We start from the raw sequence: 26,614 nt of genomic DNA on the forward strand, positions 1-26,614 counted from the left end.
CGCCTGGCGGCCCGGGGCGTGAAGCCTGTCGGTACACGAGACACTGGTCAGCCCGGTGATCACAGCCCACGGCCGGGTCTGCGGCACTTCACGCGGCCTTGGCCAGGGCGGACCGTTCTTTGCTGGGCACATGGCGGGCGGGAGTCGAGAGTCTCGTCATGGTTCCTCGTCCGTCGTGGCGCGGCCACAGGAGGAGGGCACCGATCGCTCCCGCTCCGGCAAGGATCGCGAGGACGGACCAGGCGAGGGGGAGGCCCGCGTTCGTTCCGAGCCACCCCGCGATGGGATAGGTGATCAGCCAGGCCAGGTGCGACAGAGAGAATTGGGCGGCGAATGCCTCGGGGATCGCGTTCCGTCCGACGGAGGCACGCAGGACCTTGCCGGTCGGAGTGATGATCAGCGCCATGCCGACACCGATCGCGGTCCAGGTGATCGCCGTACCGGTCCATGTGGCGAGCCCAGTCACGACGAGCGTCACCGCGGCACCCGTGGCGCCGACGAGGACTCCGGCGCCGGTCATCATGACGGTGCGGGCGGAGACCCGGTCGAGGACGCGGGGCAGTACGAGGGCGGCCAGGAGGGTTCCGGTGCCGGAGGCGGCGAGCATCCAGGCGACGTCCGGCTGCGAGCCGCCGAGCCGGTCGCGGACGTGGTTGACAGTGTTGACGACGACGATCGACCCTGCCGCCGCAACCACGAGATTGAGTGCCATGAGGCCGCGCAGTCGAGGCGTGCGGAGGAAGGTCCTGATCCCCGCTGCCGCCTTGTCCCACGCCTTGGTGTGGGTACTGGGGCGGGCGTCGGGGACGCGTGCCGACAGGACGAGCAGGCCGGAGACGAGGAAGCCGGCGGAGGTTCCCAGGAACAGTCGGTCGAAGCTCATGAACGTCAGGGCGACGGCCGCCAGCACGGGGCTGAGCAGGCTCTCCATGGTGGAGGCGACTTGGGAGGCGGACAGGGCACGCGTGTAGGCGGACTCGTCGGTGACGATGTCGGGGATGACGGCTTGGAATGTCGGGGTGAAGGCCGCGGAGGCGGTCTGGAGCAGGCCAATCAGGACGTAGACGTGCCAGACCTCGGTGACCAGCGGCAGTACCAGGACCACCGCACCGCGGACCACGTCGAGGAGGACCAGGAGCGTTCTTCTGGGAAGCCGGTCGACGTACGCGGCGGCCAGGGGCGCGATGACCACGTACATGACCATCTTGATGGTGAGGGCCGTACCGAGGACCATGCCGGCGTGCGGACCGGCGAGGTCGTAGGCGAGCAGGCCGAGGGCCACTGTGGTCAGCCCGGTGCCGAACAGGGCGATGACCTGGGCACTGAACAGGCGGCGATAGTCGCGGAGGGCGAACAGACGCATGGCGTTTTCCTTCCGTGTCCATGCGGCGGGGCACGGCTCCGGAGCGGAGGCCGTGCCCCGCGGGTACAGGCGGGCAGGTCTCTAGGCACGGGCGGCGCTTTCCGGGGTGAGGCCGGCGAGCAGGTTGAAGGCGCCGGTGAGGATGTTGAGTGCGACGACGCCGACGACGTCGGCGATCGCGCGGTCGCTGTAGCCGTGCTCGCGCAGGGCGGTGACCTGGTCGTCGGTGATCGACGCCGGCTCGCGGTAGATCTGGGGGGCGAGGGTAATGACCGCGGCGATCGCGGGGTCGGCCGAGGTGCCCGCGCGGGCTCGCTCGATCTCCTCCTCGTCCACGCACAGGGCGCGGGCGGCGCTGACGTGCGCGTCGAGGCACAGTCCGCAGCCCTGCTGGGCCTGGACGGCGATCGAGACGCGTTCGCTGATCCGGCGGTTCAGCTTGGCGCGGCCCATGGCCCGGCTGAGTTGGAGGTAGCCGCCGAGCACGGCCGGGGAGTGCGCCATCGTGGCGACCATGTCACCGACTTGGCCGTGGCGGGAGACCAGGTCGGCGAGGAGATCGCGGGAGGCGCCAACCGCCGTGTCGGGTGTGAGGCGGGTCAGGCGGGGCATGACGCTCCTTCTGCTTATGGTCAGTGGTGGGCGTGGTGTGTGTGGTGGCCGTGGTCGTGGCCCGCGTGCCCGGGTGCGGTGACCGAGTTGACCGACGTGACCGCGGCGGGCTCGGTGGTCCGCACGGTGAACTCGGCGGTCCGGACGATGTCGGCGTGCTGGAAGTCCAGGTACAGCCGGTAGGTGCCGGCCGTGGGCGCTACGGCCATGAAGGAGATGCCGGGTCCCGGCGCGGTGGTGCCGTCACCGGGCTCGCCCTCCGGGTGGACGTGGAGGTAGCCCAGGTCGCCGACCCGCAGCGCGACCAGGTGCCCGTACGCGGCCAGGTAGGGCTGCAGATCGGTGACGGGGCGGCCGTTCCGGCTGACGGTGAGGGTCAGCTCGCTCGCCTCGCCGGGCACGAGCGTGCCGTCGAGCGCGACGGTGTACTCGCCGATCCGCGCGATGCCGGTGGCCTCGGGGAGCGGCTGTGGGGCGTACGGCCCGGCGACCGCGGCGTCGATCCCGAGCGTCAGGGTGCCGTCGTGGCCGACCGGGTGGATGTCGGCGAAGAACCTCCAGTCCCCCGGTTCCAGGGTCAGTTCGGTGCTCCAGGTGCCCTTCTCGTCCCGCACGGGGTGGACGTGCTGGAATCCGGCCGTGTCGCGCCGTACGGCGATGAAGTGCAGTTCCTTCTCGTGCTCAGGCACGAACTCGGTCACCGCCCGCCCGTCGGGGCCGATCACCCGGAAGCTGACCGGCTGCACGCCGGCGGCGAGGATCGTCGAGTCGAGCTCGAGGGTGTACCCGTTCTCGGAGACCGACAGCCCACCGGGCTGGGCCCCGCCGTGGACACCGTGGACACCGTGGCTGGTGTGGCCGTGGCCAGCGTGATTCGTCATGGCATCTCCCATGGTTGTGATGCGCCTTCGGGCGTTGTCCGTTCAGGACGTTGATCGCAACCATATACCCCCCCGGGGTATTCCGGTACCTCGATGATTGAAATCTCGCGAGAGGGCTTCGAGGCGGATCTGCCAGATGCACCCACCCACCTGTCCCGGCGCCGTGACGCCAGCGTGCCGGCACGGCTGGCTCTGCGGTGACTCCCGCGAACGGCAGCAGAACGACAGGGCACCTGGTGACGCGCGGCAGAGAAACTGGCGCCGCCTACGCGAACGCGGTCCATGCAGGGGGCAGGCGGGCAGCACCCGGTGCTCGGACGACTTCGACGCATCGAGGGATGGGCGAGAGGCCAGGCAGGAGAATGGTGGAAGAGGGCACTCACTGGAGAGGAAAGTCTCCGGAGAAGACGCCCGCGTCGGCATCGAAGGCCACTTCCCGGTCCGTCTGAGGGCTCGCCGGGTCCTTCTCATCGAGGGAAGGTCTGCCCGGCGGCAGCGCAGTCGGCAGCGCTATCGGCGGGACGACAGGCTCCTCTTTCCGCACCCAGCCGTGGCGGCGCAGCGGCCGGTGTCCCCTGTCTGCAACCTCAGGGAGATGCCGACTTACGAAGGAGGCGCGGTTGCTTCAGGGCAGCAGCGGTCCTTCGGCGATGGTGAGTACGGCTTGTCCGGCGATGCCGAGTGTGAGGGAAAGGGTGCCCGCTAGGTGAGCGGTGGCAGCGGACCAGCGTCGTGGGCCGGTCTGCGTATCGGTGGGTGCCGTGCCGGTGGTGAGGAACAGGGGGCCGAGCCAGCGCAGGTAGTAGAAGAGCGAGGCGACGGTGTTGGCGACGGCGAGGGCGGCGAGCCAGGTGTAGCCGCCGTCGATGGTCGCGCTGAAGATCTCCAGTTTGCCGAGGAAGACGCCGGTAGGCGGCGTGCCGACCAGGCCCAGGAGACAGACGACGAGCACGGCCGCGAGGTCGGGGCGGCGGCGGGCGAGGCCGCGGTAGTCGGTGAGGGCACGGGCCCGCGGAAGTGTCGCAACGACCGCGAAGGCGCCGAGGTTGGTGACGGCGTAGGCGGCCAGGTAGAGCAGCAGGCTCCGCTGAACGGTGCCGCTGCGGGTGGTGACGGCCAGGGCCATGAGCAGGTAGCCGACCTGACTGATCGTGGAGTAGGCGAGCAGGCGTTTGACGGAGGTCTGGAAGAACGCCGCGAGATTGCCCAGGGTCATGGTGACCGCGGCGAGAATCGCGAGAAGCAGCGGCCAGTTGACGTCGCTGTCGGCGAGTGCCTGTTGCAGCAGCCGGTAACCGGCGATCAGACCACCGACTTTGGGCAGGGTGGTGACGTACGCGGCGACGGGTGCCGGCGCCCCGTCGGTGACGTCGGGCACCCAGAAGTGGGCCGGTACGGCGCCGATCTTGAAGAGCAGGCCGGCGAGGACGCCGACGAGTCCGACGGCGACGAGTCCGTAGGGCGCGGAGGGCAGGGTCTTGGCGAGTTCGCTGTAGTGGGTGGCGTGGCCGGCGCCGTAGAGGAGCGCGGTGCCGGCGAGCATGGTGATGCCCAGCAGGGCGCCCATAAGGTAGTACTTCAGGGCGGCTTCGGTGCCGGGGGCGTCCTTCGCGAACCCGGCGAGTGCGTAGGCGGGGACGCTGGCCAGCAGGTAGGCGGCGAAGAGCATCAGCAGGTCGTTCGCGCCGGTGAGGGCGAGGGTGCCGGCGCCGGTCATCAGGAGCAGCACCCAGTACTCGGCCTCGCGTTTGTGGCGCCGTACGGTCTCCACCGACATGCAGATGATCAGCAGCAGAGCGACGAGCACGATGAGCCGCCCGGTGTCGGTGGCGGCGTCGACGGCGAACGCGGCGGCGAAGACGGTCTGTTCGCGGTCGGTGACCATGGTGACGGCGGTGGCCGTCAGGCCGGTCGCGCAGGCGGCCGCGGCGAGTACGGCCACGAGCCACTGACGGCGGCGGGGCAGCCAGGAGCCGGCCAGGAGGCCGATGACGGCGGCGCCGAGGAGGGCGATTTCGGGGATGAGGGCGGCCAGGTTCTCGTTCACCGTGCGACCAGGCCCGTCAGGGTGCGGCTGGCGGGTTCGATGACGTCCAGCAGCCAGCGCGGTGCGATGCCGATCACCAGGGCCACCGCGAGCAGCGGCACCGTGGACAGCGCCTCGGCCTTTCTCAAGTCGCGGACAATGCCGGTGGGGATGGTTTCGGGAAGGCGCGGGGTACCGAGGAACATGCGCCGCAGTGCGGTCAGGAACAGGGCGGCGGTGATGAGGATGCCGGTCACGGCGATGGCGGTGGCAATGGCGTGGGAGGCCAGGCTGCCGGTGAAGATCTGGAATTCGGCGATGAAGCCGGAAAAGCCTGGAATGCCGAGGCTGGCGAACGCGGCGACGGCGGTGACCGCCGCGAAGCGCGGGGCATGCGCGGCCAGGCCGGAGTACGAGTCCATCGTGTATGTGCGTCCGCGGTCGTAGAGCACCCCGGCGAGCAGGAACAGAGCGGCGGTGATCAGTCCGTGGCTGACCATCTGGGTGACGGCTCCGGTCACCGCCAGGGTGCGCGCCTGGGCGTCGCTGCCCGCGAGTGTCCCGGCGGCACCGACGGCCAGGACGACGTAGCCCATGTGGTTGACCGACGTGTAGGCGATCATGCGTTTGAAGTCCGTCTGCGCCAACGCTACCAAGGCCCCGTAGACGACGGACACGGCGCCGACGATCACGATGACGAGCGCGTAGTGGCGCCAGCTGCCGGGCAGCAGGGGCATGGCGATGCGGACGAACCCGTAGGTGCCCATCTTCAGCAGGACTCCGGCGAGGATCGCCGAGCCGGTGGCGGGGGCGTCGGTGTGGGCGGGCGGCAGCCAGGTGTGGAAGGGCACGGTCGGCGTTTTGACCGCGAGACCGACGCCGATGGCCAGCAGTACGAGGCCCGCGTACAGGCCGCGTCCGGCGAGCGGGTTCGCGCGGGTGAGGTCGACGATGTCGAAGGTGTGCGGGTCGGCCGCCAGGTAGAGGCCGATGAAGCCGAGGAGGAGGGCGAGCGAGCCGACGAAGGTGTACAGGAAGAACTTCAGCGCCGCGGCCCGGGCTCGTTCGCCGTGTCCCCATCCCGCGATGACGAAGAACATGCCGACGATCGACAGGTCGAAGAAGACGAAGAACAGAATGAGGTCGAGGGCGACGAACAGACCGATGCTGACGGTCTGCAGGAACAGGAAGAGGCAGACGTAGGAGCGTACGCGCCGCGTCTCGCGCAGGGAGTGGACCGCGACGGCCAGGAACAGCAGGCAGGTCAGGGCGACCAGGGGCAGGGACAGTCCGTCGACGCCCACGTGGTAGCCGACTCCCGCGCTGGGGATCCAGCGCACCCGCTGCTCGTACTGCATCCCGCCGTCGGTGTCGTAGCCGGTCCACACGCCGACGACCAGGGCCAGGTCCACGGCAGCGGTGGTGATCCACACCCATACGTACGCCCGCTCGGGGAGAGTGCGCGGCAGGAGCAGCAGTACCGCGCACACCAGCAGCGGCAGGAACGTGACGACGGTCAGCACAGGGGTTACCTCACCAACAGGATGATCAGGACCAGTACGGCGAAGCCCGCGGCGGCCTGGGCGTAGTACTGATGCAGCAGTCCGGTCTGCGGGCGGCGCGCCCACCGGCCCAGGCTCCGCGCACCGGTCGCAACGGCACGGACTCCGGCGTCGATGCCGCCGTCGTCCAGACGGCGTGCGAGCCGGGCCGCCGCGAGGCCGCCCCGGGCGGTCTGCCGTACGGCGCCGTCGACGACCCGATCGTCGAAGTCGGCCAGCGTGCGCGCGAGGCCCAGCACCGGGCGGACCACGACGAGCCGCGCGGCCCGCTCCAGGTACAGCCACCCGTGAGTCCATCGGACGGCCGCGCGCGACAGCCCTGCGGATGCAGGGCGGGAAGCCCACCGCCAGGCCAGGCCGACGGCGGCGAGCGCCACGGCGGCGGACAGTCCGAGTTCCCACGGCTCGGGGGACGGTTCGCCCTGGGCGCCGACCAGCCCCTTCAGCCAGGACGCCGGTCCCGGCAAGGCCAGTACTCCCAGTACCGCCGCGGCGAAGGTGAGGGCGAGGAGCGGGGCGGGTGTCGAACCGGCGACGCGACGGGTGCCGCGCTCCTCGGTGTCGTATCCGAGTTCCGCGTCGGCAGGGAGGGGACGGGTGACGTACCAGACGGCTTTGACGCTGTACACGGCGGCGACGGCAGCCGCCGCGAGGCCCACCGCGTACAGCGCGGTCGACTCGGTGCGGGCGGCGGCGAGGACCTCGTCCTTGGCCGCCCACAGGGACAGGGGCGGCAACCCGGCCAGGGTGAGCGCGCCCACCGCGAAGGCCACGCCGACCAGTGGGTGGACGCGGGCCGCCCCACGCAGTGCCGGCAGTTGCTTGGTGCCCAGCGCGGTCAGCCAGGCGCCCGCGGCGAGGAACAGAGCCGACTTGGTGGCGGCATGGGAGACGAGCTGGGTGGTGCCCGCGGCGACGCCGCCGCTGCCCGCGGCCAGCACCATGAAGCCGATCTGGGCGGAGGTGGAGGCCGCGAGGAGCTGCTTGAGGTCGGTCTGGGCCACCGCGACCAGCCCCAGGACGAGGGCGGTGGCCGCGCCGGTCCAGGCGACCAGCGGCCCGGCCCAGGCCGTGGCGTCCAGCAGCGAGACGAGTCGCAGCAGCAGGTAAGCGCCCGCGGCGACCATGGTCGCCGAGTGCAGCAGCGCCGAGACCGGGCTCGGACCCTGCATGGCGCGCGACAGCCAGAACGAGAACGGCAGTGCCGCAGACTTGCCGAGGGCGGCCACCACCACGCCCGCGGTGATCACGTGCAGCCAGGGCGCGTCCGCGTCCGGGAGAGCGTCCAGGCGCAGCGAGCCGATGCCGCCGGCCATCGCGGCGCCGGCTGCCAGGTACAGGCCGAGGTCGGCGGCGCGGGTGGTGAGGAACGCGACGTCGGCGGCCTCCGCCCGCTCCGGCTGCCGCCACCAGTAGCCGATCAGTGCCCAGCTGGTGGCCCCCATCACTTCCCAGGCCATCAGCAGCAGCGGCAGGGTGGTCGCCGTGACGGTGACGAGCATGGCGCCGGCGAAGAGCAGCATGAGCCCGAAGAAGCGGCCCCGGTTCTCGTGGGCGGCGAACTCGCCCACGGCGAAGGCCAGCACGGCGGTGGTGACCGCGGCGACGGTGACCACCATCACCGCGGACAGGCCGTCCACCGCCAGTCCCGCCTCCATCCCGGCGAACAGCGGCGCGCTCGCTTTCGGCCGGGTCAGCGCGGCGGCGACCGCCGCACCGAGCGTGGCGACAGCGGCCGCCACACCGGCGGCGGGGACCAGGCCGCCTCGGCGGGGTCCCGTGAGGGCGAGGACCGCTCCCCCGCCCAGGGGGAGAGCGATGAGCAGCCAGAGCACCGCGCTCATCCCTTCAGGTCCTCGGCCATGTCGGTCATGTCGACCTGGCGGGCGCGGTAGATGGCGGTGGTGACGGCGAAGCCCATGGCCATCTCCACGGCCATCGCCACCACGGCCGCCACGATCACGACCTGGCCGCTGCCGGCGGCGGGGGCGAGGAAGTACCAGAAGTCGGCGGCGGCGACGATGACGCCGCCGATCATCAGCTCGATCCCCATCATGATCATGACGATGGACTGCTGGGAGAGGGCACCGAACAGGCCGGTGCAGAAGAGCCCGGCCGCGAGGACCAGCAGGAGTTCGAACGTCATCGGCCCACTCCCCCGCCGGCCGAGTCGTTCGCAGGCCGCTGATCGAGGTCGTCTCCGAAACGGTCGTACCGGCCGCGGCGGGTGGCGAGGACGGTGGCACCCACCATGGTGGCCAGGAGTACGAATCCGAGCGTGACCATGGTCAGCATCTGGTCGCCCATCAACGACATCCCGACCTGGAACGTGGTGTCCTCGAGCCGCGCTCCCGTGCGGTCGGGCCACGGCACCAGGAAGATCCCCACGACCAGGGCGGCGAACACGAGGCCGCTGATGACCAGTGAGCCGCGCTTGTTGTGCAGCATCGACATCGGCATCAGACCGGCCGGATTCATCATGTACGCGATCATGAAAACCGCCATGATCACCATCTCCATGACCATCATCAGCACGATCACCACGCCGAGATACGGCAGCCGCAGCACGGTCACCACCCCGCCCACGCACACCAGGGAGCCCAGGAGGGCGAACGTGACCCGAGCCATGGAGTTCAAGGTGAAGACCAGGACGCCGCCGACCAGGGCGAGCACGCCCAGTACCCACAGCAGCACCGTGCTCGTCGTGCCCATGACGCGTTCCTTTCCTAACGGGTGAGACTGACCAGGGCCGGCACCAGGGCCTGGAGGACGGACAGCGGCAGGAGCACCACCCAGGCCAGTTCGACGTACCGGTCGGCGCGGAGCATGGGCAGCCGCCGCAGCGTCCACACCAGCACCGCCAGTACCAGCAGGGTCTTGACCAACGACCAGGCCCAGGCGGGCAGCCCCGGCCCGGCGCCGCCGCCCAGGAACAGCGGCACCGCCATCGCGGCCCCGGCCGCCAGCCACAGCCACCGCCCTGCCTGCAGCAGCAGCCGGTCCACCCCGCTCGTCTCCCCCAGTACGCCGTCGGCGACGTCCCGCCCGAGCGGATACGCGAACGGTCCCAGGAAGCTGAAGGCCAGAACTCCTGCCAGGTAGAGGACGAAGGCGAACGGCATCCACACCGCGTACCACAAGCCGTGCTGGGCGCCGACGATGTCGGTCACCCGCAGGGACTCGGCGCCCGTGGCGGCCGAGATCAGCGCGAACATCAGCGGCAGCTCGTAAGCCAGGCCCAAGGCGAGGAAGCGGTAGCCGCCGACCAGGGAGAAGGCGGCGTTCGGACCCCAGCCGGCCAGCCACAGCCCGGCCCAGGTCAGCACCTCCATGGCGTTGAACCACACCACCCCGACCGACAGATCGGCGACGACGCGGTTGCCGAACGGGATGACCAGCGTGGCCAGTACCGCGGCCACCGGGACGGTGATCACACCCGCCCGCCACAGCAACCGATCCGGTGCGGGCAACCGCCGCGGCTGCGCCAGCAGCGCCCGCGGCACGGCGAGAAGCGGCCGCACCGCAGTATGGGCGGTGATCCGACGGCCCGCGTTCCGGGCGTCCAGTGCCGCGTCGGCCGCCACTGCCAGCACCGCGAAGACGAGCAGCATCGCCGGGGCGGCCGGCAGCGCCCACCACGTCCCCGCCTCAGCCACGGGCCACCTCCAGCCGACACGCGGTCAGTTCGTCCGGGTCCGGGTCGAGGCTGGCGACGACGAGACGGGCCGCGCCCAGTTCGGCCCCCACCAACAGGCGGGGAAGCAGCTTCACCAGGGCGGCCGACGGCGGGCGTTCGGCGTCCCACCGACCGCGCGGGCTCTCCTGCGCCACCGGATTGAGCGGGGCGGTCGCGTCCAGCTGCCGTACGGCGTCCATGACCTCGGTGAGCCATTGGCGGTAGCGGGCCGGTACATCCCCGCCGGCCGCCCGTACGGCGGGACCGGTGACACTTGCGGCTCGTGCGTCGGCCGCGCTCAGCAGACCGACGCCTCGCGTCAGCCAGTACAGGGTGCGTGACCGCCCGACCCGCCGGGTGAAGCGCTCCGCCCGGGGCAGGATCGCCGAGGCGGGCGCCTCCTCCAGCAGGTCGTCGCGCAGCCGCCGGGCCGTCACCGCCTCGGCGGGCCAGCCGGCCACCGACAGCAGTCGGCCCAGGCTGTCCAGGTGCGCCGCGGCCCGCCGCCGGGCCGCCTCCCCCACGCACACCGGCTCGCCCGTGGTGGCTCGCAGCCACGGCCGGCTCCAGAAGGGGTCGGCTGGTCCGCCGGCGGGCGGATCGTCGAGGTCGGCACGTTGGACGACGTCGCCCTGAAGCACCACGCGAAGGGTCAGGCCGGCGGGCCAGTCGGCCAGAAAGGGCCCCAACGGCACGTGCAGGCGGTCCAGCGTCAGACCGTCGCGGTCCTCCCCCGGTTCGGCCATGGCCAGTCCGCCCGGCATCTCCATGCCACCATGCCCATGACCGTGACCGGTGTGTCCGTGACCGTCGTGACCATGACGGGCGTGGTCGTCATCGCCGTCCCCGTGACCGGTGCCGCCATGACCGGCGTGCTCACCGCCGTGGCCACTGGCCTCCGGGCCATCGTCGTGATGCCGCGCGTGTGCGCCGCCTTCGAAGCCGCGATCGTCTTTCGCGTGATCGGCTCGCACCGATTCCGCGTCGTGCTTTCCGGGCTCTCCGTGCCCGTGCTCTCCCGCGGTGCGGTCGGCCCCGCCCCGGTCGCCCTCTGGTGTGGCCAACCGAGCGCGGCCGGCTTCGAGGACCGATGCCACCTCGTCGGCCGTCACGGCTCGCACGCGCACGCGCGGCCGCGGCATGTCCTGCCACAACCGTTCCAGCGCCGGACCCAGCCGCGAGCAGTCAGGACCCGCCACCAGCATCAAGTCGGCTCCGGCCGGGGTCGACGCCGACGGCCAGTCCCGGGACCGCAGTTCCTTCTCGGCGGCCAGCCGCACCGGCGTACCGCCCGGCGTGGTCACCAGCAGGACGCGTGGCCGGGCGGCCGCTGCGCGGGTCAGGGCGGCGGTCAGGCCCACCGCAGTGCTCCTTCCCGCCATGCGTAGATCACACCCGTGAGCAGGACGGCGAGGAAGACGAACATCTCGATCACCGCACTGGGTCCCATCGCGGAGATCACCAGTGTCCACGGGTACATGAAGACCATCTCCATGTCGAAGGCGAGGAAGAGCATCGTCACCGTGTACCAGCGCATGTGGAAACGGCTGACCGCGTGTTCCGTCGGCTCCAGTCCCGATCCGAACGGCTGCGCGGGCAGCGGACCGGACGAGAGCCGAAGCGCCCAGGCCGCTCCGTATGCTCCGGCCACCGCCAGCAGGGCCAGCCCCAGCAAGGACAGCGCGGCGGTGAAGCCACTCACCGGATGCCACCACCCAGGAGGTCCCTCCCACGCCCCGCGACTTGTACGTCGAGGCGCCCGTCGGCGGGCGCTGTCCCGCCCGCACTCCGCGTCGAACCCATCTGTCGCTCCGTTCCCGCTGTGCCGGAAGCGTTGGGTACCCCCCGGAGGCATACGCAGTCCCGGAGGGCACGAGTCGTACGGCGGCGTGGGCCCCGAAGCCGCAGTCGGCACGCTCCACCGCCCGGCGTCGAGTGCTACGGCCACGGTGCCGGACGTCCACACACCGCGCGAGGCGGCCGGGTCCATCGGTGCCCCGAGGGGGTGTCCGTGCGTCAGGCGGGGGCGAGTGGCGCCTCTGCCCGCGCGATCAGGCGCTCGCTGCGGGCCAGGGCGGCGACGGATGCCGCGCAGGCCAGTCCGGTCGCGGCCAGGGAGCACCAGGTCAGCCAGAGGGCGTCCTCGTGTTCGGCGAAGTCCCACAGGGCTCCGGTGGTGAGGTTGCCGAGGGTGATGCCGAGGCCCGAGACGGTGTTGTACAGCCCGTAATGGGTCGCCACGAGCCGGTTGCCGGAGAGCGTGACGACGGTGTCCATTTCGAAGGGGTAGACGACGGCACCGCCGACAGCCAGGAGGACCACGGCCAGGACCAGGGCGGTCAGTACGGCGGCCGGGGCCTCAGGTGGTGCCAGGGCGAGCGGCACGAAGGCCGCCCCCATGGCGGTCAGTCCGCGGACGAGGGCCTGAGCGGGCGTCCAGCGTCGCTTCGCCCAGCCGGTAAGCCGCAATTGCCCCACCACGGCGACGGCAGCCGAGACGACGAAGAGTCCGCTGGTCACCCAGGTCCCCTTGTCCCCGAGGACGTCGGCTGCGGCCAGGGGCAGTGCCAGGTAGACCTGAAATGTGAGGACGTACGAGCCGGTCATCGCGAGGGCGAAGAGCAGGAAGGGCCGGTTGGCCACGACCGTGCGCCACTGCGCCAGTACATTGCCCGGCGTCGCGCCGGGTGCCTCGCCACGGCGGGCGGGCAGGGCACGCCATTGCAGGACGGTCAGCAGGGTGAAGATCGCGGCAGCGACTGTGCAGACGAGCCGGAAGTCGGCAGCCAGCAGGGCCAGGCCCACCAGCGGGCCGAGGACCATTCCGGCCTGGTAGTAGACGTTGAAGGTGGCGAAGGCGTCCACGCGTCGTTCGCCGGCTTCGGCGGCCAGGTAGGCGCGTACGGCAGGGTTGAACAAGGCGCCCGCGAAGCCGGTGGCCGCTGACGCGGCAATCAGGGCCGGGAGGTTGTCGACCCAGCCGAGCAGGCCGAAGCCGACGGTGCGGAGCAGGCAGCCAGCCATGATGGGGGCCTTGTAGCCGTAGCGGTCGGCGATGGTGCCTCCGATGAGGAACATGCCCTGCTGGGAGAAGTTGCGTACGCCCAGGACGAGTCCGACGGCCCATGCCGCCAGCCCGAGCCCGCCGGCCAGGTGGGCTGCCAGATAGGGCATGAGCATGTAGAAGGCGAGGTTGATGGCGAACTGGTTGGCCATCAACAGTCGGACCGGGGCTGGGAACGAGTGGGTCTGCTGCCACAGGTGCTTCATCGTGCGACTCCTACGGTCTCGTCTCCCGCTCCCTGGGCGTCGGCGGTGGCCAGGGGGTCGATGACGTGGGTGCAGCGCGTCCAGCGGGTCACCACCCGCTCGTCCGGCCGGGCGATCTCCTCCGGATCGTCGGCGGGCGGGGCGTCGAGCAGTCCGTGCTCTTGGCAGTAGGCGTCGTCGAAGACCGTGCCGATGTAGCGCTGCGGGCCATCAGGGAAGATGGCGACGATCCGGTTCGCGGCGGGCAGGGTGCGAGCCGCCCATCGGGCGACGAGGGCGACCGCGCCGACACTCCATCCCCCGGTTGTGTAGTGATCACGGGCCAGCCTGCGTGCCGACCACACCGCTTCCGGTGCGGCGACCCAGTGGACCTCGTCGAACAGGTGGTAGGCGACGTTGCGTGGGTGGATGCTGCTGCCCAGGCCCCGCATCAGACGGGGTGCGGCGGGCTGGCCGAAGATGGTCGAGCCGCAGGTGTCCACACCGATGACCCGCAGGTGGGGGAAGAGCCCACGCAGGACGGAGGCGATCCCGGCGGAGTGGCCGCCCGTGCCGACGGACACGACGAGGGTGTCGATCCGGCCGAGCTGGTCGACGAGTTCGTGGGCGAGCGGAGCGTAGGCGGTCACGTTATCCGGGTTGTTGTACTGGTCGGGGCACCATGCGCCGGGATGGGCGGTGAGCAGCTCTTGCACCCGGTGCAGGCGGGCGCGCTGCCAGCCTCCACAGGCGTGCGGGGTGTCGACGCGGTCCACGGTGGCCCCGTACGCCGTGAGGAGTCCTGTCATCAGGGGTTCCATGCCGGGGTCGGTGACGACGGTGACCGGGTGGCCGTAGGTCGCGCCGGCGAGGGCAAGGCCGAGGCCGAGCGTGCCGGAGGAGGACTCGACGATGCGTGCGCCGGGCAGGAGCTGTCCCCGCTCGCGGGCTGCACGGACCATGTGCAGGGCGGTGCGGTCCTTGATGCCGCCCGGGTTGTGGCCCTCGATCTTGGCCCAGAAGCCGCGCCCCGGGAGAGTGAAGGGGGCTCCGATCCGGAGGACAGGTGTGTTGCCGACCAGTCCGGCGGGAGTGTGCGTCAGTCGCTCGGTTTCGGGGAGAGGCTTCGCGGGCGCGGCCAGGACAGACGTGCAGGTCAGGTGATTCATGGCGTGGTTCTCCGGCAGCCGGTGTCTGAACAGCGACGGGCCGCGTGTAGAGGGGGCGGAGGTGATCGGTTGCTGAGCCGCGGCCGGATACGGGGCCGCGGTGCTTGGTCGATCAGGTCCGCCACACGCCGAGACGGGACCGCGTATGTCCGGTGGACGAGCAACCCGGGTCGAGAGCCGATGCCTGCGCGCCGGGCCGTGTGGGCGACGGCTGGGTGCCCTGCTCGACGCGGAGAACATGGAGGGCCGGGCCGTCAGCAAGGGGGATGTCGCGGGAGGGCTGCACCGTGGGCTCGTCCAGATCACAGCAGTGCGACTGGTGGTCATGCGGCGGCGCGCTCTGCAGCGACGCCATCCCGTCGTCGGCCGGTCCCGGCGTATGTCCACAGAAGGCTCCCGCGCTGTGCGCGGCGTCTGCCCGTGCCGTCCCGGCCGTCACCGGTCCGTGAGCGCAGGCCAGCAGGTGCACCAGCACGGCGAGCAGCACGACCAGCGGCGCCGCGGTGCGCGCCGGGGGCCGAGTGCTCGGTAGTACTGACCAGGCAGACATCAGGACGGACTGTAATGAATCGCATGCGCAAGGTCATTGTGGGCGGATCTACCGTTCGACGGTTCTGCTGGCGTGCGCCAGGGCCGGACACGGCTGGGACGTCCGCGAATGCGACGTGCAGCGGCCTTGACTGCCCGTAAATGCCGGTTCCGCTGACCACCGGATCGGGTGAACGTCAGCACCAACTGGTCGAGAGACGGGCACGGAGGCGTACGAGTGAGGACGGCCGCCGGTCGCGCCGTCACATCTGCGCTTTCGCGAAGGGCCCGTACGATGGGTGCGTGACCAGGAGTACTCGATCAAGCAGCCGCCCTGCCGGGCGGCTGTTCGTGCTGCTGGTGATGGCGGTACTGGCCGGAGTGCTGGGCATGCACGGCCTCGCCCCCGGTGCGACAGTGGCGGTGCAGGCGGCTACCGGCCACGAGATGGTGATGGTCCCTGCGGACGGCGTGCCTCACGCGGGCGGGGGATGCACGCACACGGATGGCGGTTCGAGTCATCTCGATCATGCCGATGGGACGTGTGCGGCGGCCGGCATCGGTTCGGCGTACACGCCGCCCGCGCTGACCGGCACCCTGCTGAACGCGCCTGCGACCCCCGCGCCCGCTGCCGCGTTCCCAGGGGCATCGCATGGTGGCCGAGCACCGCCCGACCTGTCGGAACTGCAGCTCCTGCGCATATAGAGCGGCCCGCTCGGCTCCCGTGCGCCCGGCCCTGCCGGTGACGGGTGCCGTGCTTCCGCACGCTCTACATCCGTTCCCACCGCGTGCCGCGAAACGGCGCGCGTCAAGGAGTTGCACCACCATGATCCGCAAGCGTTCCCTCATGCGCCGTACTGCCGCCGTAGCCGCCGCAGGCGCGGCAGCACTGGTCCTGGCCGCCTGTGGCGGCAACGGTGACGATGACGGCTCGGCTGGACACGGCGGCCACGCCGCCACCGCTTCCTCGTCCGCCCCGGCGTCGGCGTCGCAGGGGCAGCACAACGCTGCCGATGTGGCCTTCGCGAAGGGGATGATCCCCCACCACCGCCAGGCCGTCGAGATGGCCGACCTGGCGCCCGACCGTGCGCAGTCGGCCGAGGTGAAAAAGCTCGCCGCCGACATCAAGAAGGCCCAGGACCCGGAGATCAAGACGCTCTCCGGGTGGCTGACGTCGTGGGGCGAGGACGTGCCCGCCGAGGGTGCCATGGACCACTCCATGCACGACATGGGCGGCATGATGACGGCCGAGGAGATGACCGAGCTCGAGAACGCCTCGGGCAAGGCGTTCGACACCGCCTTCATGGAAATGATGATCAAGCACCACGAAGGCGCGGTCGACATGGCGAAGACCGAGCAGGCCGACGGCGCCTACGGACCGGCCAAGAAGATGGCCGGAGAGATCATCGACTCGCAGAGCGCGGAGATCGAGCAGATGAACCAACTGCTCGGCAAGGGCTGATCACAGCACGCCGGGGCGGGTGGACACCGAAGGCGTCCACCCGCCCCGGTCTCCCTCCCCTCGTCTCCCTTCTCGCTGCCTGGACCTCACACCATGACTCGCATACCGCTGCCCCGTCCGCGTGCCCTGTTCCTGCTCGCGGCCGCCGGCCTGCTCCTCGCCTCGTGTTCCGCCACCGACACCACCACCGAATCCGGCAAGGAAGGGGCGCTTCCCGATCCGGGCACCGGACACCTGCACGGCCTGGGCGTCGACCCGGCCGACGGCACGGTCTATGCCGCCGGCCACCACGGCGTTTTTCGCCTGGAGGACGGGAGCGCGATCCGGGTCGCCGACCGCTACCAGGACACCATGGGTTTCACCGTGACCGGCCCGTCCACGTTCTTGGCCAGCGGTCATCCCGGCCCTGCGGATACCGGCACTCGACCAGCTCACCTGGGCCTGATCCGGAGCACGGACGCTGGCCGCACCTGGCAGGCTCTCTCCGCCGAAGGTGAGGCCGACTTCCACGCCTTGGAGGAGGCCGGTGATTCGCTGTACGGGTTCGACAGCCAGAGCAAAAGGGTGTGGGCCAGTACCGACGGGGGCCGCTCCTGGGACAAGGGCGCGAAGGTATCGGCGCTCGACCTCGCTTCCCATCCGAGCAGCGCGGCCACCGTGTGGGCGGCCACCGGCACGGGGCTGTCCCGCAGTGACGACGGTGCACGGACCTTCCACCCCGTCCCCTCGACGCCCGACCTGGTCGCGGTGGAGGAACCGGATCCGGGCAAGCTGCTGGCGCTCACGGCCGACGGCCGGGTCGTCGCCAGCCTCGATGGGCGGACATGGGCGGAGCAGGGCCGCTTGCCCGCGGGCGGAGAGGGCAGGGTGCTGACCGCGGTGACCACGCAGCACCTTCTGGCAGCAGACAGCGCGGACGCCGTCTACGAGTCGGTCGATAGCGGGCGAACCTGGATGTCCCTGCATCGCCCGGCAACGGATGCCGATCGCACCTAGCGGAGTCACCATTCGGGGAGCCATCGGTGCGATTCCGGCCCACCCCGCCCAGGTTCGGCCGGGCAGGTCCGGCGTATGTCGTTGACGATGGTGGTCGCCGTGCTGGACCGGCCCGTGCCAGGGCAGCGTTTAGGGGCGGCCGCTTCGGGCGTGATGGCGGGCACATGCGTCCGCGCAGGACGGACGGCCGAGACTCTGGTGGGAGAGATGGGACGCGAGGGCCTGAAGCAGCGCGACGACCGTCATCTTGACGACGGGGTGTCCAGCTGCCCGGCGCATCGTGACGGTCCACGACGGTGTGGCCATGGGTGAAGTCCCTCCTGGGATTGCTTGCCGGTCATGGGTGTGGTGACAGGCGCCGGCGGTCCGCCAGTTCCGGGAACAGGGATCTGACGGACCGCCGGCCGCGACATCGCTCCTTGGCGGCTTCACAGTCCACGGCTCACACCTCTGCCTTCTCACCCAGCGCGCTGGGCTGCTCCGCACTGGCGGCGGCCACGTCCTTCTCGGTGCGCATCACGAGGAGCGTGATGAGACCGCCGACGGCGGCGATGGCGGCGGCCGCGGTGAACGCCGCGCTGAAGCCGTCGGTCAGGGCAGGCAGGTCACCGAGTCGGCCTGCGCCCTGGGATGTGGCCAGGGCGGTGAGAGCGGCCAGGCCGAGGGCCGAACCGATCTGGTAGGTGGTGTTGACGATGCCGGAGGCCAGGCCCGCCTGCTCGGCCGGGGCGCCGGACATGGCCGCCATCATCGCCGGGATGTACGCCAGCGACATGCCGAGGGCGGCCACCAGCGAGGCGGGCAGGACGTCGACGACGAAGGAGCCGCTCGGCTCGACGGCCGACAGCCACAGCAGGCCGGCCGCGAGGACGAGCAGGCCGCCGCCGATCAGCGGCTTGGCACCGAGGCGGGCCAGCAGCCGCGCGGTGATGGCGGTCATGAAGACCATGAGGAGCACGGTCATCGGCAGCAGCGCCGCGCCGGAGGCGAAAGCACCGTAGCCGAGGACCTGCTGCAGGTAGAGGTTGAGGAAGTACCACATGGGAATCCACGCGGCGCCCAGCAGTGCCATGGCCAGGTTGGCCGAGCCGAGCCTCGGCACGCGCCAGATACCCAGCGGCATCAGAGGTCGGCGCATCGTCTTCTGCAGTACGAAGAAGAGCGCCAGCAGAGCGGCGGCGCCGACGAGTTCGAGCACGGTCTGGGTGGCTCCCCAGCCGATCTCCGGTGCGCGGACCACGGCGAAGACTGCGAGGGCGAGGCCGGCCGTGACGGCGGCGGCACCGAGCACGTCGATCGCTCCGCGGCGGGGGGCCACGGCAGGGAGCAGCTTGGTCGCGGCCAGCGTGGCGGCGCCGATGGGGATGTAGATGATGAACACCCAGGGCCAGCTGAGCCATTCGGTGAAGACCCCGCCGAGGAAGACGCCCGCGGTGCCACCGGCCGGGGCCGCCGCACCGTAGAGGGCCATGGCCTTGCCGAGCTCCTTCGGGTCGTGGGCGAACAGCGTCATCAGCAGGGTCATCGCGGCGGGGGCGATCAGCGCGCCGCCGACGCCCTGGACGGCTCGGCCGGCGACTTCCACCCACGCGGTCTGAGCGGCTGCGGCGACGATCGATCCGCCGATGAGCACGGTCCAGCCGACGGTGAACACCCGGCGTGCGCCGAGCAGGTCGGACAGGCGGCCGCCGAGGAGCAGGAGACCGCCGAAGGCGATGACGTAGGCGTTGAACACCCATTGCAGGTCGCCCTGAGAGAAGCCGAGGTCCTTCTGCATCTCGGGGAGTGCGACCCCGATGATCGAGGTGTCCATGATCACCATGAACTGGGCGGTGGCGAGCACGGCGAGCGCCCACCAGCGCTTGGGACTGACAGTTGGCATTGCCTTCCCCTCTTCAGATACGGAGCTTCATACCCCCTGGGGGTACCTGGCAGGGAACATAACATACCCCCTAGGGGTATGTAAGAAGTCTGCGTAACCCTGTCGAGGCAGTCGTGGCGACAGCCCCCGCCCCGCTGCTCATTGAGGAGGGCTCAGCCTGCAGGCGCGGTACCCGAGGGCGGCCGCAGCCCGCCCAGCCCTGCGTAGCCGGAAGGAGGTAACCGGATGAGCGGGGCCGTCCCGAGAGCCCTGCCGCTTCGCGGCCCATGCCGACGACCCTCGGCCCGCGCGGGTTAGGTCGCTCGGATACCTCCAGGAGCTGCTCCTGGCGAGCCCTGTCCACGGCAGATCACGAAGCGCCGGACCCACGAGGCTGCCGTGTACAGGGTCAGCCGGGTGGTGAAGAAGTCGAGGACCCGATCACGGGAGCCAGTACCGGCAGAATGGGGCCAAGCCGCGTGGACGCCGTACACCGTGATGGTGCCGCCCAGTCCCATGTCGCACAGCGCAGCTCGAGATGATCCAGCCGGGCGCCGACATCGTCGGTGTGCTGGGTCCAGGTGTGACGGGCGGAGTCGGTACACGTCGAGCAGCCGTGATCGCGGACGTCCGGCAGGATGACGGAGGAGCCGTCTGCGAGTAGGCGGGCGAGCGGCAGCAGGCTGCAGCGGTCCGGGTCGCCGCAGTGCAGCAGGACCAGCCCCCTTTCCTTGCCCCCGTGTCGTGGTGTGCAGTCGGCAGTCGTCACTGCACGCGTTCGGACACACCGGCCAAGCCCGCGCACCGAGCCTTTCTGATCACTTCAGAGCGACTCCGGCGCGCGGGCAGTGTTCGGTCAGTTTCCTTGCGCGGTGCTCGTGCCTGCCGGCTCAGACGTGTCCTGTTCTGTGGCCGGGCGGGCGCTGAGGGTGGTGAGGGCGAGGAGGCCGGCGGCGAGGAGGACGCCCGCGGCGACGGTCAGGGCCGTGCCGTATCCGGCGACCAGTGCCTCGCCGGTGCCCAGCGCGGCCTTCTCCGGCCGCGCGGTGACGGTGGCGGCGACCCCGGCGAGCACGGCCAGGCCGAGGGCGACACCGATCTGCTGGGCGGAGTTGAGCAGGGCCGAGGCGATCCCGGCCTTGTCCGCGTCGACGCGGTAGACCGCGGCCTGGGTCAGGGCGAGCACGCCGAGACCGAAACCGAGCGCGAGGACGAACATCGCCGGCGCCAGGTGCAGCCAGTAGTCCGTGTCGACGGTGATCGTGGAGAACCAGAACGCGGCCAGCGCGCTCAGCAGCGCCCCGAGCGCGGCGACGGAGCGGGGGGCGGTCTTCAGCAGGAGCTTCGGGGCGGCTCCGGCTCCGAGCACGAGCCCGGCGGCGAACGGCAGCCACGCCGCCCCGGTGCGAAGGGGGCTGAACTGCTGCACCTGCTGGAGGTAGAGGGTGACGACGTAGAACGTGCCCATCGGGCCGATGGCCAGCAGCAGCATGGTCAGGTAGGCGCCGGAGCGGTTGCGGTCCCTGAACAGGCTCAGCGGCACCAGAGGGCTGCCGCTGCGGGCCTGGGTGAGGACGAACGCGACGAGCAGCACGGCGGCCGCCGCCAGGAGGACCAGCGCGACCGGGTCGGTGAAGCCGTCCTCGCCGAACCTCGTGATCGCGTAGACGAGCGCGACCATTCCGCCGGTGCCCAGCACCGCACCCACCGCGCCGACCCGGCCGGAGTGACGCCCGGCAGCGAGCAGAGTGCGGCTGCCGAGAAGAACAAGCAGGCCGAACGGGATGTTGATGAAGAACACCCACCGCCAGTCGAGGAGGTCGGTCAGCACACCGCCGAGGAGCAGTCCGACCACGATCCCGAGCGCGGACATCGCCCCGTAGAGGGACAGCGCCAGGTCACGCAGCTTGCGGTCGGGGAACGTGGTCGCGATCAGCGCCAGCGCGTTCGGGGCGGTCAGCGCCGCTCCGACGCCCTGCACGGCACGGGCGACGATCAGCATGGTGACGTTCTGCCCCAGCCCGCCCGCCAGGGACGCGATCACGAAGACCGCGATCCCGAGCTGCAGGGTGCGGCGGCGCCCCCACAGATCGCCGATCCGGCCACCGAGCAGGAGCAGCGCTCCGAACGCGAGGATGTAGGCGTTGACCACCCAGGGCAGGTGCTCCGCCGTCACGCCGAACTCACGCTGGATGCTCGGCAGCGCGATGTTCACGATCGAATCGTCGAGCACCAGCATCAGCTGGGCGGTCGCGATGACCAGCAGCGGAATCATCCCGGCCCGCTGCCTCGTCGTCGTTGTCACGTCGTCTCCTTCATTCGGTGCCCGCAAGTCTTCGGCTCCGGGTCAGCTTCACGAGGCCGAAACCACCGTCGACCTCGACCTCAGATACCCCCCTCGGGTATAAGAACATACCGGAGGGGGGTATTCCAATCCGAGGGTGATGCAACGACGACCAGGCCCGACAAAGACGGCATGCGCCCTGAGCTCCCCACGCAAAGGGTGTCTGTTGCTCAGTCCTGACGAAACCCGAGCTGTGGGGACTCCGGTCGTCGAGTGGGCGCCGCATGCCGGCTGGGGTACCGGCAGGCCGTTCACCCGCCCGGAACAGCTGCGCACGCGGTCTCTCTCGTGAGTCATAACGGCAGCCCTCCCAGAGAGAGCACCGTGACGGACAACGAGGGGCGGCCCCAGTGGCCCGCCCCTCGTCCGCGCTGTGGAGGGGAAGCGGTTGTCAGTCCGCGGCCCTGAATCCGCGCAGTCGCAGGCTGTTGCCGACGACGAAGACGGAGGAGAAGGCCATGGCCGCCCCCGCGATCATCGGGTTGAGGAGTCCGGCGGCGGCGAGCGGCAGCGCGGCGATGTTGTAGGCGAAGGCCCAGAAGAGGTTGGACCTGATCGTGCCGAGGGTCTTGCGGGCCAGCCGGATGGCGTCGGCGGCGGCGCGCAGGTCGCCCCGGACGAGGGTGAGGTCGCCGGCCTCGATGGCGGCGTCGGTGCCGGTGCCCATGGCCAGGCCGAGGTCGGCCTGGGCGAGGGCGGCGGCGTCGTTGACCCCGTCGCCGACCATCGCGACCGAACGGCCCTCGTCCTGGAGGCGCTTGACGACGTCGACCTTGTCCTCGGGCATGACCTCGGCGATGACGTGCTCCGGGTCGATGCCGACCTCGCGGGCGACGGAGGCGGCCACGGCCTGGTTGTCGCCGGTCAGCAGGACCGGGGTGAGGCCCAGGGCGCGCAGCCGGGTGATGGCCTCGGCGCTGGTGTCCTTGACGGCGTCGGCGACCTCGAGGACCGCCCTGGCCTCGCCGTCCCAGGCGACGGCGATCGCGGTGCGGCCGGCCGTCTCCGCGTCGGCCTTGGCGCGGGCCAGGCCGACGGGCAGCTCCATGGCCCACTCGGCGAGCAGCTGCTCGCGGCCGACGAGGACGGCGTGGCCGTCGACGACGCCCTGGACGCCGAGGCCGGGGACGTTGGCGAAGTCCTCCGGAGCGGGCAGGGTGCCGACGCGGTCGGCTGCGCCCGTGGCCACGGCCTGTGCGATCGGGTGCTCGGAGGAGTGCTCCAGCGCGCCCGCCAGGCGCAGTACCTCGGTCTCCTCGGTGCCGGCGGCGGTGTGCACGGCGAGCAGGGTCATGCGGCCGGTGGTGACGGTGCCGGTCTTGTCCAGGACGATGGTGTCGACCCTGCGAGTGGACTCCAGGACCTCGGGGCCCTTGATGAGGATGCCGAGCTGGGCGCCGCGCCCGGTGCCGACCATCAGCGCGGTCGGCGTGGCCAGACCCAGGGCGCAGGGGCAGGCGATGATCAGGACCGCGACGGCGGCGGTGAAGGCGGCCGTGATGCCGGCGCCGTTGCCCAGCCAGAAGCCGAGGGTGCCCAGCGCGAGGGCGATGACGACCGGGACGAAGATGCCGGAGATGCGGTCGGCGAGCCGCTGGGCGGCGGCCTTGCCGTTCTGCGCGTCCTCGACCAGCCTCGCCATCCGCGCCAGCTGCGTGTCGGCGCCGACCCGGGTGGCCTCGACCACCAGCCGGCCCCCGGCGTTCAGGGTGGCCCCGGTGACCGCGTCGCCCACGCCGACCTCGACCGGCACCGACTCGCCGGTGAGCATCGAGGCGTCCACCGCCGAGGCGCCCTCCACGACCGTGCCGTCGGTGGCGACCTTCTCGCCGGGACGCACCAGGAAGCGGTCGCCGACCTTCAGCTCACCGACCGGGATCAGCTCCTCACGGCCCTCCCGGAGCACGGTGACGTCCTTCGCCCCCAGCTCCAGCAGGGCCTTCAGCGCGGCACCGGCCTTGCGCTTGGAGCGGGCCTCGAAGTAGCGGCCGGCCAGGATGAACGCCGTCACCCCGGCGGCGGCCTCCAGGTAGATGTTCCCCGAACCGTCACCGCGGGCGATGGTCAGCTTGAAGGGGTGCGTCATGCCCGGCGTGCCCGCACTGCCGAGGAACAGCGCCCACAGCGACCACAGGAACGCCGCCGACGTACCGACCGAGATCAGCGTGTCCATGGTCGCCGCGCCGTGCCGGGCGTTGGTGAACGCGGCCCGGTGGAACGGCCAGGCGGCGTAGGTGACCACGGGCGCCGCCAGGGTCAGCGACAGCCACTGCCAGTACTCGAACTGCAACGCCGGCACCATCGCCATCGCGATGACCGGAACGGCCAGCAGCACCGCGGTCACCAGCCGCTGCCGCAGCGGCCGCAGCCCGTCCGTCTCCTCGGCCCCCGCCGCCCCCGGCGCCTCATCGGCCCGTACCGGCTCGGGCTCGCGGGCGGTGTACCCGGTGGCCTCGACCGTGGCGATCAGCTCCGGGACGGACACCCCGTCCGTGAAGCTGACCCTGGCCTTCTCCGTCGCGTAGTTGACGGTCGCGGTGACCCCCTCCATCCGGTTCAGCTTCTTCTCGATCCGGGCGGCGCACGACGCGCAGGTCATCCCGCCGATGGCGAGTTCCACCTCGGCTGTGTCGGGGACCGTGGTAGCCATCACTACTCCTTGGGCTGATCAAGGCAAAGGGAAAGTCAGGGAGGGAAGAGGCCGGGCCCGCGAGTGGGCCCGGCCGAGGTGTGGGTCCTTCAGGCCGCGCGGCCGGTGAGCTCGTAGCCGGCGTCGTCGATGACCTTGGCCAGCAGCGCGTCGTCGGGTTCGTCCGCCGTGGTGACGGTGACCTGGCCGGATTCGAGGTCGACGTCGACCGCCTGTACACCGTCCAGCGCGCCGATCTCCTTGGTGAGCGTGGCCTTGCAGTGCCCGCAGGTCATCCCGGACACGTTGTAGACGGTGGTGGTGCCCGCAGTAGCCGTCGCCGTGGTGGTGCCGGTGGAGCAGCTTCCGTCAGGAGTGCAGCAGGACATGGTTCCTCCTAGATGAGTTGTGTACCCCCAGGGGGTACGCTGTCGCACACCCCACTAGATATACCCCCTCGGGGTACCCTTGGCAAACGTCGACGGGCTACTTACCAATACCCCCCTGGGGTATATAGTCGGCGCCAGGTCCAGCAGGAACGGCACCACCGAGGAGAGGGCACGTCATGAACACCGGCGTAAAGATCACTGTGTTCGCTACCGCGCTAGCGGCCACCTTCGGCACTGCTTACGGTGTCGGCGGGGTAATCGGCCCCGTCGGCGGAGGCTCGGAACCGGCGGCTCACGCGGAGCACGACCGCTTGGCACCGTCCAGCCACAGCGGACACACGGAGGCAGCTCCCGCGGGCCTGCAGGTCTCCGAGGCGGGATACACCCTGGACCTCAAGACCTCTCGCGTGACCGCAGGCGCGAAGAACGAACTTCGCTTTGCCATCCGCGACCAGGACGGACGGCAGGTGACCTCCTACCGGCGCGAGCACGGAAAGGAACTCCACCTCATCCTCGCCTCACGCGACCTGGTCACTTACCGCCACCTGCACCCCACGCGGGCAGCCGACGGCACCTGGAGCACCCCTGTCGACCTGCCCGCCGCCGGCACCTACCGCGTCTTCGCCGACTTCACACCCGCCGCCGAGGGCGCCACCAACCTCACCCTGGGCGCGGACCTCGCGGCCTCCGGCACCTACCAGGCACCGCCTCTGCCCGAACCTGCCGCCACCACCACGATCGACGGCTACACGGTCACTCTGAAAGGCGACCTGCGCCCCGGCAAGGCGAGCGAGTTGACCCTCGGCGTCAGCCGTGACGGCCGGCCGGTCACCGACCTGGAGCCCTACCTGGGCGCCTACGGTCACCTGGTCGCCCTGCGCTCAGGAGACCTCGCCTACCTCCACGTCCACCCGAACGGCGAGCCCGGCGACGGCGCCACCAAGGCTGGCCCCGAGGTCTCTTTCACCGCCAGCGCACCCAGTGCCGGAACGTACCGCCTGTTCCTCGACTTCCAGCACAACGGCACCGTGCGGACCGCGGCATTCACCGCCCACACCGGACAATCCGCACCCGACGATGCCCTGGAGCCGACGAAAGGCGAAGAGCACGCCGAGAGCAACCACCAGCACTGACCCATCGAAAGAAGTAGGGAGAGGCCCGTGGCCAGTTACAGCAACCGAAAAGAAGACGTACTCAAGCGACTGCGGCGAATCGAAGGACAAGTCCGAGGACTGCAGAGGCTGGTGGAAGAGGACACCTACTGCATCGACGTCCTCACCCAGGTCTCCGCCACCACACGCGCCCTGCAGTCCTTCGCCCTGCAGATGCTCGACGAACACATGGACACCTGCGTACGCACCGCCGTAGCGGACGGCAGCGGCAACGGCGACATCAAGCTGAAGGAAGCCAGCGACGCCATCGCCCGCCTCGTGCGCTCCTGACGAATCGGGAGGAGGGCAGGTTCACTACCCGCTCCAGGTCCGGCGTTAAGAGTGCCCCAGGTTGCGGTGAAGGCGGCGGCCATGGCGATGATGACCAGGAGCACGAAGAGGTGACTGTACCCACTGAGTGGCACGGTGAGCACTGCTCCGGCGAAGGGAGCCACAGCAACCACCATGGCTGCCTGGGCCGCGAGCAGCGTGAACGAGCACTCCGTGCAGAGCGCCCCCGTCCCCAAGCACCGATCAGCGCCTGCTGGAAGCCGCTGCCAGTAGACCGGCGCCCAGGGACATCCCCGTGAGGACCCAGAAGAGGGCGGGATACCCGCCGAGGGCTGCCGCGAGGGCGGCGCCGGCGAAGGGGGCGAGGGCGCCGGCGATCGTGACCGGTGCGGCGAGGAGGCCGGACAGCGTGCCGTTGTGGGTGG

Annotated in this window: 23 protein-coding genes and 1 pseudogene; 5 read left to right on the forward strand and 19 right to left on the reverse strand. The window is 70.8% G+C overall.

Annotated features, from left to right (window positions below):
* Positions 1 to 88: 88 nt before the first annotated feature.
* The 14 genes from N4P33_RS06245 to N4P33_RS06310 all read right to left on the reverse strand — a co-directional run bounded on the left by N4P33_RS06245 (position 89) and on the right by N4P33_RS06310 (position 15,088).
* Positions 89 to 1,363: an MFS transporter gene (locus tag N4P33_RS06245; protein ID WP_061441625.1), complete on the reverse strand. Its 1,275-nt coding sequence runs from the start codon at positions 1,361 to 1,363 to the stop codon at positions 89 to 91.
* A gap of 81 nt (positions 1,364 to 1,444) precedes the next feature.
* A complete protein-coding gene (locus tag N4P33_RS06250) occupies positions 1,445 to 1,975 on the reverse strand; it encodes a carboxymuconolactone decarboxylase family protein (protein WP_061441626.1) in 531 nt (176 codons plus the stop codon).
* 20 nt (positions 1,976 to 1,995) lie between these two features.
* The gene (locus tag N4P33_RS06255; RefSeq protein ID WP_061441627.1) at positions 1,996 to 2,856 is read right to left on the reverse strand and encodes a hypothetical protein; all 861 of its coding nucleotides are present in this window, start codon (positions 2,854 to 2,856) and stop codon (positions 1,996 to 1,998) included.
* Between the two features lie 625 nt (positions 2,857 to 3,481).
* The gene (locus N4P33_RS06260) at positions 3,482 to 4,903 is read right to left on the reverse strand and encodes an NADH-quinone oxidoreductase subunit N (RefSeq protein ID WP_061441628.1); all 1,422 of its coding nucleotides are present in this window, start codon (positions 4,901 to 4,903) and stop codon (positions 3,482 to 3,484) included.
* Entirely contained in the window at positions 4,900 to 6,405 is a 1,506-nt protein-coding gene (locus N4P33_RS06265; protein ID WP_061441629.1) for a NuoM family protein, read from the reverse strand. Before N4P33_RS06265 ends, N4P33_RS06260 begins: the two co-directional genes overlap by 4 nt.
* Positions 6,406 to 6,410: 5 nt before the next feature.
* Complete coding sequence (locus tag N4P33_RS06270) at positions 6,411 to 8,288, reverse strand: NADH-quinone oxidoreductase subunit L (RefSeq protein WP_061441630.1); 1,878 nt, start codon at positions 8,286 to 8,288, stop codon at positions 6,411 to 6,413.
* Positions 8,285 to 8,590 (reverse strand): NADH-quinone oxidoreductase subunit K, encoded by a 306-nt coding sequence (locus N4P33_RS06275; protein WP_061441631.1) that lies wholly within the window; start codon positions 8,588 to 8,590, stop codon positions 8,285 to 8,287. Before N4P33_RS06275 ends, N4P33_RS06270 begins: the two co-directional genes overlap by 4 nt.
* The gene (locus N4P33_RS06280) at positions 8,587 to 9,156 is read right to left on the reverse strand and encodes an NADH-quinone oxidoreductase subunit J (RefSeq protein WP_061441632.1); all 570 of its coding nucleotides are present in this window, start codon (positions 9,154 to 9,156) and stop codon (positions 8,587 to 8,589) included. Before N4P33_RS06280 ends, N4P33_RS06275 begins: the two co-directional genes overlap by 4 nt.
* 14 nt (positions 9,157 to 9,170) lie before the next feature.
* Entirely contained in the window at positions 9,171 to 10,100 is a 930-nt protein-coding gene (locus N4P33_RS06285) for an NADH-quinone oxidoreductase subunit H (RefSeq protein ID WP_228126027.1), read from the reverse strand.
* Positions 10,093 to 11,481, reverse strand: coding sequence for a hypothetical protein (locus N4P33_RS06290; RefSeq protein ID WP_061441633.1), 1,389 nt, complete (start codon positions 11,479 to 11,481; stop codon positions 10,093 to 10,095). Before N4P33_RS06290 ends, N4P33_RS06285 begins: the two co-directional genes overlap by 8 nt.
* Positions 11,472 to 11,822 (reverse strand): NADH-quinone oxidoreductase subunit A, encoded by a 351-nt coding sequence (locus tag N4P33_RS06295; RefSeq protein WP_061441634.1) that lies wholly within the window; start codon positions 11,820 to 11,822, stop codon positions 11,472 to 11,474. Before N4P33_RS06295 ends, N4P33_RS06290 begins: the two co-directional genes overlap by 10 nt.
* Positions 11,823 to 12,136: 314 nt before the next feature.
* Complete coding sequence (locus N4P33_RS06300) at positions 12,137 to 13,390, reverse strand: MFS transporter (RefSeq protein ID WP_061441635.1); 1,254 nt, start codon at positions 13,388 to 13,390, stop codon at positions 12,137 to 12,139.
* A complete protein-coding gene (locus N4P33_RS06305) occupies positions 13,387 to 14,538 on the reverse strand; it encodes a PLP-dependent cysteine synthase family protein (RefSeq protein ID WP_061441636.1) in 1,152 nt (383 codons plus the stop codon). Before N4P33_RS06305 ends, N4P33_RS06300 begins: the two co-directional genes overlap by 4 nt.
* A gap of 112 nt (positions 14,539 to 14,650) precedes the next feature.
* A complete protein-coding gene (locus N4P33_RS06310; protein ID WP_136236446.1) occupies positions 14,651 to 15,088 on the reverse strand; it encodes a hypothetical protein in 438 nt (145 codons plus the stop codon).
* Between the two features lie 281 nt (positions 15,089 to 15,369).
* Here N4P33_RS06310 and N4P33_RS06315 point away from each other — a divergent pair, with 281 nt between their 5' ends.
* From N4P33_RS06315 to N4P33_RS06325, 3 genes are all read left to right on the forward strand, one after another.
* Positions 15,370 to 15,771, forward strand: a complete 402-nt coding sequence (locus N4P33_RS06315) for a DUF6153 family protein (RefSeq protein ID WP_078884535.1) — start codon at positions 15,370 to 15,372, stop codon at positions 15,769 to 15,771.
* A gap of 121 nt (positions 15,772 to 15,892) precedes the next feature.
* A complete protein-coding gene (locus N4P33_RS06320) occupies positions 15,893 to 16,528 on the forward strand; it encodes a DUF305 domain-containing protein (RefSeq protein ID WP_061441637.1) in 636 nt (211 codons plus the stop codon).
* A gap of 93 nt (positions 16,529 to 16,621) precedes the next feature.
* A complete protein-coding gene (locus N4P33_RS06325; RefSeq protein WP_061441638.1) occupies positions 16,622 to 17,524 on the forward strand; it encodes a F510_1955 family glycosylhydrolase in 903 nt (300 codons plus the stop codon).
* 442 nt (positions 17,525 to 17,966) lie between these two features.
* Here N4P33_RS06325 and N4P33_RS06330 read toward each other — a convergent pair whose 3' ends face one another.
* From N4P33_RS06330 to N4P33_RS06345, 4 genes are all read right to left on the reverse strand, one after another.
* A complete protein-coding gene (locus tag N4P33_RS06330; protein ID WP_061441639.1) occupies positions 17,967 to 19,406 on the reverse strand; it encodes an MFS transporter in 1,440 nt (479 codons plus the stop codon).
* Positions 19,407 to 20,241: 835 nt separating this feature from the next.
* Positions 20,242 to 21,690 carry an MFS transporter gene (locus N4P33_RS06335; protein ID WP_199560842.1) on the reverse strand — a complete coding sequence of 483 codons (1,449 nt, stop codon included), beginning with the start codon at positions 21,688 to 21,690 and terminating at the stop codon, positions 20,242 to 20,244.
* A gap of 430 nt (positions 21,691 to 22,120) precedes the next feature.
* Positions 22,121 to 24,379, reverse strand: a complete 2,259-nt coding sequence (locus N4P33_RS06340) for a cation-translocating P-type ATPase (protein WP_260825269.1) — start codon at positions 24,377 to 24,379, stop codon at positions 22,121 to 22,123.
* Between the two features lie 89 nt (positions 24,380 to 24,468).
* A complete protein-coding gene (locus tag N4P33_RS06345) occupies positions 24,469 to 24,747 on the reverse strand; it encodes a heavy-metal-associated domain-containing protein (RefSeq protein ID WP_061441642.1) in 279 nt (92 codons plus the stop codon).
* A gap of 176 nt (positions 24,748 to 24,923) precedes the next feature.
* On the opposite strand from N4P33_RS06345, the gene N4P33_RS06350 reads away from it, so the two are divergent.
* Together N4P33_RS06350 and N4P33_RS06355 are read left to right on the forward strand one after the other, a co-directional pair.
* Positions 24,924 to 25,880, forward strand: coding sequence for a hypothetical protein (locus tag N4P33_RS06350; RefSeq protein WP_061441643.1), 957 nt, complete (start codon positions 24,924 to 24,926; stop codon positions 25,878 to 25,880).
* A gap of 27 nt (positions 25,881 to 25,907) precedes the next feature.
* Positions 25,908 to 26,189, forward strand: coding sequence for a metal-sensitive transcriptional regulator (locus N4P33_RS06355; protein ID WP_061441644.1), 282 nt, complete (start codon positions 25,908 to 25,910; stop codon positions 26,187 to 26,189).
* 243 nt (positions 26,190 to 26,432) lie between these two features.
* Here N4P33_RS06355 and N4P33_RS06360 read toward each other — a convergent pair.
* A pseudogene (locus N4P33_RS06360) lies at positions 26,433 to 26,614 on the reverse strand (MFS transporter); the annotation flags it as partial.

Source organism: Streptomyces sp. 15-116A (assembly GCF_025290915.1).
In the GTDB taxonomy this organism is placed as follows: Bacteria; Actinomycetota; Actinomycetes; order Streptomycetales; family Streptomycetaceae; genus Streptomyces.

What these genes read in the sequence shown, in the direction of transcription:
- N4P33_RS06245 (WP_061441625.1), bottom strand. Translation starts at nt 1,363, where the DNA reads ATGCGTCTGTTCGCCCTCCGCGACTATCGCCGCCTGTTCAGTGCCCAG.
- N4P33_RS06250 (WP_061441626.1), bottom strand. Translation starts at nt 1,975, where the DNA reads ATGCCCCGCCTGACCCGCCTCACACCCGACACGGCGGTTGGCGCCTCC.
- N4P33_RS06255 (WP_061441627.1), bottom strand. Translation starts at nt 2,856, where the DNA reads ATGACGAATCACGCTGGCCACGGCCACACCAGCCACGGTGTCCACGGT.
- N4P33_RS06270 (WP_061441630.1), bottom strand. Translation starts at nt 8,288, where the DNA reads ATGAGCGCGGTGCTCTGGCTGCTCATCGCTCTCCCCCTGGGCGGGGGA.
- N4P33_RS06275 (WP_061441631.1), bottom strand. Translation starts at nt 8,590, where the DNA reads ATGACGTTCGAACTCCTGCTGGTCCTCGCGGCCGGGCTCTTCTGCACC.
- N4P33_RS06280 (WP_061441632.1), bottom strand. Translation starts at nt 9,156, where the DNA reads ATGGGCACGACGAGCACGGTGCTGCTGTGGGTACTGGGCGTGCTCGCC.
- N4P33_RS06300 (WP_061441635.1), bottom strand. Translation starts at nt 13,390, where the DNA reads ATGAAGCACCTGTGGCAGCAGACCCACTCGTTCCCAGCCCCGGTCCGA.
- N4P33_RS06305 (WP_061441636.1), bottom strand. Translation starts at nt 14,538, where the DNA reads ATGAATCACCTGACCTGCACGTCTGTCCTGGCCGCGCCCGCGAAGCCT.
- N4P33_RS06310 (WP_136236446.1), bottom strand. Translation starts at nt 15,088, where the DNA reads ATGTCTGCCTGGTCAGTACTACCGAGCACTCGGCCCCCGGCGCGCACC.
- N4P33_RS06320 (WP_061441637.1), top strand. Translation starts at nt 15,893, where the DNA reads ATGATCCGCAAGCGTTCCCTCATGCGCCGTACTGCCGCCGTAGCCGCC.
- N4P33_RS06325 (WP_061441638.1), top strand. Translation starts at nt 16,622, where the DNA reads ATGACTCGCATACCGCTGCCCCGTCCGCGTGCCCTGTTCCTGCTCGCG.
- N4P33_RS06330 (WP_061441639.1), bottom strand. Translation starts at nt 19,406, where the DNA reads ATGCCAACTGTCAGTCCCAAGCGCTGGTGGGCGCTCGCCGTGCTCGCC.
- N4P33_RS06340 (WP_260825269.1), bottom strand. Translation starts at nt 24,379, where the DNA reads ATGGCTACCACGGTCCCCGACACAGCCGAGGTGGAACTCGCCATCGGC.
- N4P33_RS06345 (WP_061441642.1), bottom strand. Translation starts at nt 24,747, where the DNA reads ATGTCCTGCTGCACTCCTGACGGAAGCTGCTCCACCGGCACCACCACG.
- N4P33_RS06350 (WP_061441643.1), top strand. Translation starts at nt 24,924, where the DNA reads ATGAACACCGGCGTAAAGATCACTGTGTTCGCTACCGCGCTAGCGGCC.